The sequence below is a fragment of the bacterium genome, assembly GCA_027622355.1.
Classification (GTDB): Bacteria; UBA8248; UBA8248; order UBA8248; family UBA8248; genus JAQBZT01.
In genome coordinates, this window is sequence record JAQBZT010000182.1 from 1 (window position 1) to 6,188 (window position 6,188).

The window sequence follows — 6,188 nt, forward strand, 5'->3', positions numbered from 1 at the left end:
CCTTTCACCCTCCGGCTCGATGCGCTCATGGATGTCGCCGGCTATCTCCGGAGCCACCCCGCGGCGCGCTTTTCCCTTTTGACCGATTTGACGGCGGCCCACTACCCCGATGAGGAAGAGCCGCTTCAGGTGGTGTATCACCTGTACAGCCTCGATCATAACCGGCGCCTCCGCCTGAAGGTGAAGGTCCGCCAGGGGGCCGAGGTTCCCACGGTGTCGGAGATTTGGGGTTCGGCCGACTGGATGGAGCGCGAGGTGTTCGATCTTTTCGGCATCCGTTTCAGCGGCCACCCGGATCTGCGGCGGATCATGCTGCCCGAGGATTGGGGTTCCCATCCGTTCCTGAAGGATTACCCCCTCGAGGGCCGGCGCGAGCGCGTTTATACGAAGCCGGTCCGCAAGGAGATCGGGGAGTAGCGCTTCCCCGAAGGGAGAAAAGCGAGAAGCCATGTTTGAGGCACAGACGCAGACGCGGGTCGAGCAAACGAGCGTAGTCCCCGGGACGGAAGAGCTCGTCATCAATATGGGGCCGCAGCACCCGAGCACCCACGGCGTGCTCCGGGTGATTCTCAAGCTCGACGGCGAGACGGTGAAGGACCTCGATGTGGACATCGGCTACCTTCACCGGGGGACGGAGAAGATAGCCGAGAACATCAGCTACACGATGTTCATCCCCTATACCGATCGGCTCGACTACATTGCGGCGCCATCGAACAACCTGGCCTGGGTGACGGCAGTCGAGAAGTTCTACGACTGGGAGATCCCGCTTCGCGCCCACTTCATCCGCTCGATGGTGGCGGAGTTATCCCGCATCGCGAGCCATCTGCTCTGGCTGGCCACCCACGCGCTCGATATCGGGGCGATGACGGTTTTCCTGTGGTGCTTCCGCGAGCGCGAGATGGTGCTCGATTTATTCGAAATGGCTTTCGGCGGGCGCCTGACGGTCAACGCTTTCCGGCTCGGCGGACTGTATCAGGACGTTCCGGAGAAGTTTCTACAGATGTCGCGCGATTTCCTCGAGATCTTCCCGTCCCGCATCGACGACTACGAGACCCTCTTGACCGACAACCGGATCTGGCTCCAGCGCACGCGCGGGGTGGGGGTGATCTCCGGGGAGGACTGCATTGACCTCGGCCTGACCGGCCCCATCCTGCGGGGCAGCGGCGTCCAGTGGGACCTGCGCCGGGCGCAGCCCTACGCGGCCTATCCCTATCTCGATTTCGTGGTGCCGGTCGGGGAGAACGGCGATGTCTACGACCGCTATCTCGTCCGCATCGAGGAGATGCGGCAGAGCGCGCGCATCATCGAGCAGTGCCTCGATCAGCTCCCCAAGGGGCCGGTGAGTTGCAAGACGCCCCGCACCATCAAGCCCCCCGCCGGGGAGATCTACCACAGCATCGAAAACCCCAAGGGGGAGTTCGGTTTCTATATCGTGAGCGATGGGACAGAGACGCCCTACCGGGTACGTATCCGGCCGCCCTCGTTCCTCAACCTGGGCGGACTCAAGAAAATGAGCATCGGCGCGCTGGTGGCCGACGTGGTTGCGATTATCGGCAGCATCGACATCGTGCTGGGTGAGTGTGACCGCTGAGGGCGGGCGAGAGGAGCGTTCTGGCCAGGCATGCTGATTGAGATTGTTGTCGCCACGATAAAAATAGCGGTCGTCCTCGGCGCGGTTTTGTTCTCCGCGGCCTATCTGACCTATCTCGAGCGCAAGATCATCGGCCACATCCAGATGCGGATGGGTCCGATGCGGGTGGGCTGGCACGGCCTGCTCCAGCCGATTGCCGACGGCCTCAAGCTTTTCCTGAAGGAAGACATCATCCCGGACAAGGCGGATAAGCTCGTATTCGTCCTCGCGCCGATCATGGTGCTGGTCCCCTCGTTCGTGGTCTACTCGGTCCTTCCCTTCAGCGAGACGTTCTACATCACCCAGGTGAACACGGGCGTGCTGCTGATTCTTTCGGTCAGCTCCCTGGGGGTGTTCGGCATCGTCATGGCGGGCTGGGCGTCGAACAGCAAGTACAGCCTGCTGGGCGCGCTGCGGAGCGCGGCCCAGCTGTTGAGCTACGAGATATTTCTGGGCTTTTCCATCATCGGCCCCCTGATGCTGGCCGGTTCCCTGAACATGCAAAATATCGTCAAGGCACAGAGCGATGTCTGGTTCGTGGTGTACCAGCCGATCGCTTTTGTTGTCTTTTTTATCGCGGCGCTGGCCGAGACCAACCGGGTTCCCTTCGATCTTCCCGAGGCCGAGACCGAGCTGGTGGCTGGCTTCCACACCGAGTACAGCGGGATGAAGTTCGCCTTCTTCTTCCTTGCCGAGTATGCGAGTATGGTCGTGATTTCGACCATCGGCGTTTCTCTTTTCTTCGGCGGGTGGAACGGCATCCTCGGGATACCGCTTCCGGGGTTTGTCTGGTACTTCATCAAGGTGGCCGCCATGCTGTTCGTTTTCATCTGGCTGCGGGCGACCCTGCCCAGGTACCGGTATGATCAGCTGATGCGCGTGGGCTGGAAGTTCATGTTCCCGCTCGTGATGCTCAATATTTTCCTGACGGGCCTTTTGAAGTATCTCTTCCTTTAGGGAGAAGCGTCTTTTGGAACTGCCTTTTTTCTATCTGTTCGCGGCGGGCATTGTCATCGCCTCCCTGCTGATGATCACGCGGTCAAACGTGGTGCACGCCGCGCTTTCGCTCGTGTTGACCTTCTTCTTTCTCGCCGGTCTTTTCGTTCTGATGGGGGCGGAGTTTCTCGCCGTCGTCCAGATTCTCATCTACGTCGGCGGGATCATGGTGCTCTATCTGTTCTCCATCATGCTCATGAACGTGCGGGTGGCGGTTCGCCTCAGGCAGTGGCACCGGCAGAGTGTGGTGGCGGTCGCGATCGCCGTGATCCTGGCGGTGGAGATTTGGGTGGTTTTGAAGAAGGGGTCTTATCCGGCCCTGAAGAGCGCTTCCTGGAGCATCGGGGCGACCCCCGGTAACGTCGAGGCGCTCGGCTCGGTGCTCTATACGAAGTTCCTCTTTCCGTTTGAGGTGGCGTCGGTGTTGCTGCTGGCGGCGATGGTGGGTGCCATCGTCCTCGCCAAGCGTACGATCGATCGTTAGCGAAAGGGAAGGAAAATGGTTCCGCTTTCACATTATCTGGCGCTGAGCGCGATCCTGTTCATCATCGGGGGCGCCGGGGTGCTGATGCGCCGCAACGCCATCATCGTCTTGATGAGCATCGAGCTGATGCTCAACGCGGTGAACATCACTTTTGTGGGCTTTGCGCGCCAGCTGGGTGATTTGACGGGCCAGGTGTTCGCGATTTTCGTGATCGCGGTGGCCGCCGCGGAAGCTGCGGTCGGGCTGGCCATCCTGATCTCCTTGAACCGGGACCGCACCATTATGAATGTTGACGAAGTGAACTTGCTGAAGTGGTAGGGGAAATATGATCGCGTACGCATGGCTTATTCCGCTCTTTCCCGCTGTGGGCGCTTTGCTGAACGGCCTGCTGGGAGCGCGCTACATCCGCCACAAGGCGGGGCTGGTGGCGTGCCTGGCTTCGGGACTCTCGTTCCTGGTGGTCCTGGGGATCGCCAAGGAGATGATCTTCGGCGCGGGCGGAACCCACACGGTCGTCCTCTGGGACTGGGTGAGCGCGGGCACCTTCAGCGCCTCGCTCAGCTTTCTGATCGATCCGCTGAGCACCATCATGCTACTGGTCGTCTCGGGGGTGGGTTTCCTGGTCCACGTCTACTCGGTGGGCTACATGCACGGCGATCCCGGTTATCCGCGGTTTTTCGCCTACCTGAACCTTTTCATGCTCGCGATGTTCATCCTCGTCCTGGGCGATAACTACCTGGTGATGTTCGTCGGCTGGGAGGGGGTGGGCCTTTGCAGCTACCTCCTGATCGGTTTCTGGTTCGAGAAGAAGTCGGCCTCCGACGCCGGCAAGAAGGCCTTCATCGTCAACCGTATCGGGGACGCGGGCTTTCTCCTCGGCATGTTCCTCATCTGGACCCTGACCGGCAGCCTGACCTACACCGAGGTGTTCCAGAAGGCGCCCGATCTCACGGCGGCGGGCGCGACGGCCATCGGGCTGCTGCTCTTCATCGGTGCCGCCGGCAAGAGCGCGCAGATTCCGCTCTACGTCTGGCTGCCGGACGCCATGGAGGGCCCGACCCCGGTCAGCGCCCTGATCCACGCGGCCACGATGGTGACGGCGGGGGTCTACATGGTGGTCCGGACGAGCCCGATCTACGTCATGGGGCCGGGGGCGCTCGAGGTGGTCGCCTGGGTCGGCGCCCTGACCGCCATCTTTGCCGCCACGATGGGCCTCGCCCAGAACGACATCAAGCGCGTCCTTGCCTACAGCACGGTGAGCCAGCTCGGCTTCATGTTCATGGCGCTGGGGGTGGGCGCCTTCGTCTCCGGCGTCTTCCATTTGATGACGCACGCCTTCTTCAAGGGTCTCCTCTTCTTGGGGAGCGGAAGCGTCATCCACGCCCTCCATCATGCGCCGGTCGATCAGCAGCAGGACATGCGCTACATGGGCGGCCTCCGGAAGAAGCTCCCCATCACCTACTGGACGTTCGTCATCGGCGCAATCGCGATCGCCGGGGTTCCGCCCTTCGCGGGCTTCTGGAGCAAGGACGAGATTTTGGCCAACGCCTTCTTCACCGGCCACTACGGGATCTGGGCCATCGGAACCATCGCCGCCTTCATGACGGCCTTTTACATGTTTCGTCTGATCTTCATGACCTTCCACGGCGAGATGCGGGTGGATCATCATGCGCGCGAGCACATCCACGAATCGCCCGCCTCGATGACGGTACCCCTCATCATCCTTGCTATTTTAAGCGTGGTGGGCGGCGCCATTCCGGGCTTTCCGCCGGAGACGGGATGGATTCACAAGTTTCTGAATCCCTCGGTCGCCTCGCTCGGCGGCGGCCACGCCATGAACGAAGGGGTTCGGCTGGTGCAGGTGGCGACCGAAGCCGCCGGCGGCCACGGAGGATCGGCGGCCACCCTGCTGGTGGTGCTGGCGATTGCCGTCGGGCTCGGGGGCATCGCCCTGGCCTGGCTCATGTACATCCGAAAGCCCGCCATGCCCGAAGGGCTGGTCCGGAAGTTTCCGGGGCTGCACCGCGTGATCTACCACAAGTACTACGTGGATGAGATTTATCAGGCCTGCATCGTGACTCCGATCTACCGGTTTATGAACTCGCTCTGGACGTTCGACGCCAAGGTGGTGGACGGTGCCGTGAACGGCAGCGGCCTCATCACCATGGTCAGCAGCCGTCTCTCGGGCATTTTCGATCTTCGAACGGTAGACGGCGCCGTGAACGGCGTGGCTTCCGTTTTGCAGTTTTTCGGACAGGTTTTCAAATTCATTCAGTCGGGGATGATTCAGAATTACCTTCTCGTGATGTTACTCGGCATATTCCTGATGTTGAGTGCGTATCTTTTCCGCTAGGGGCGTCACGAGCCTGGAGGGTCTTATGGGCAACGAAATAGGCTTCCCGCTTTTGACGATGATCACGTTCCTTCCGCTTCTCGGAGCGGTGATCATAATGCTCTTTTTCAAGAAGGAGCAGGTGGGGGCCATAAAAGGTTTTGCGACGGCCGTCGCCGTCCTGGATTTCCTGATCTCGATTCCGCTGTGGACCCGTTTCGACAAGGCCCAGGCAGGTTTCCAGTTCGTCGAGAAGGCGAGTTGGATACCGACCATCGGGGCGAACTATTTCATGGCGGTGGACGGCATCAGCGTGCTGCTTATCCTGTTGACCACGGTCACGATGGTGGTGTCGGTGCTCTGCTCCTTCACGGCGATCCATGAGCGGGAGAAGGAATACTACGTCTGCCTGCTCTTCCTGGCGACGGGCATGCTCGGCACCTTCATGGCGATCGATCTTTTCCTTTTTTATGTCTTCTTCGAGATCACCCTGGTTCCAATGTACTTCCTCATCGGCATCTGGGGCGGGCCGCGGAAGCTCTACGCCGCGATCAAGTTTTTCCTCTACACCCTTTTCGGCAGCGTGCTGATGCTGCTCGGTATCCTGGCCCTTTATTTCATCAACCTGAAGTCGGGGACCGGGACGCTGACCTTCAACCTGGTCGATCTCTACGGCGTGGCGGCGAAGGTTCCGGCCACATTGCAAATCTGGATCTTCCTGGCGTTCTTCATCGGCTTCGCCATCA

7 protein-coding genes are annotated in these 6,188 nt (G+C 60.7%); all 7 read left to right on the top strand.

All coding sequences use genetic code 11. The annotated features are described in order from the left end of the window. Positions 1 to 417, top strand: a 417-nt coding sequence (locus O2807_10640; GenBank protein MDA1000954.1) for an NADH-quinone oxidoreductase subunit C, incomplete at its 5' end; no start/stop codon positions are given. A 31-nt stretch (positions 418 to 448) separates the two neighbouring features. Further along, complete coding sequence (locus O2807_10645; protein ID MDA1000955.1) at positions 449 to 1,591, top strand: NADH-quinone oxidoreductase subunit D; 1,143 nt, start codon at positions 449 to 451, stop codon at positions 1,589 to 1,591. Positions 1,592 to 1,627: 36 nt separating this feature from the next. Next, entirely contained in the window at positions 1,628 to 2,587 is a 960-nt protein-coding gene (gene nuoH, locus O2807_10650) for an NADH-quinone oxidoreductase subunit NuoH (protein ID MDA1000956.1), read from the top strand. Positions 2,588 to 2,600: 13 nt separating this feature from the next. Beyond that, positions 2,601 to 3,110 carry an NADH-quinone oxidoreductase subunit J gene (locus O2807_10655; GenBank protein MDA1000957.1) on the top strand — a complete coding sequence of 170 codons (510 nt, stop codon included), beginning with the start codon at positions 2,601 to 2,603 and terminating at the stop codon, positions 3,108 to 3,110. 15 nt (positions 3,111 to 3,125) lie between these two features. Next, positions 3,126 to 3,428 carry an NADH-quinone oxidoreductase subunit NuoK gene (nuoK, locus tag O2807_10660; protein ID MDA1000958.1) on the top strand — a complete coding sequence of 101 codons (303 nt, stop codon included), beginning with the start codon at positions 3,126 to 3,128 and terminating at the stop codon, positions 3,426 to 3,428. A 7-nt stretch (positions 3,429 to 3,435) separates the two neighbouring features. Continuing rightward, the gene (nuoL, locus tag O2807_10665; protein ID MDA1000959.1) at positions 3,436 to 5,463 is read left to right on the top strand and encodes an NADH-quinone oxidoreductase subunit L; all 2,028 of its coding nucleotides are present in this window, start codon (positions 3,436 to 3,438) and stop codon (positions 5,461 to 5,463) included. Between the two features lie 25 nt (positions 5,464 to 5,488). Then, a partial coding sequence (locus O2807_10670) for a proton-conducting transporter membrane subunit (protein ID MDA1000960.1) occupies positions 5,489 to 6,188 on the top strand: 700 nt, incomplete at its 3' end.

Bases quoted from the DNA above. Each gene is read 5' to 3' on its own strand.
- O2807_10645 (MDA1000955.1), top strand. From the start codon at position 449: ATGTTTGAGGCACAGACGCAGACGCGGGTCGAGCAAACGAGCGTAGTC.
- nuoK (MDA1000958.1), top strand. From the start codon at position 3,126: ATGGTTCCGCTTTCACATTATCTGGCGCTGAGCGCGATCCTGTTCATC.
- nuoL (MDA1000959.1), top strand. From the start codon at position 3,436: ATGATCGCGTACGCATGGCTTATTCCGCTCTTTCCCGCTGTGGGCGCT.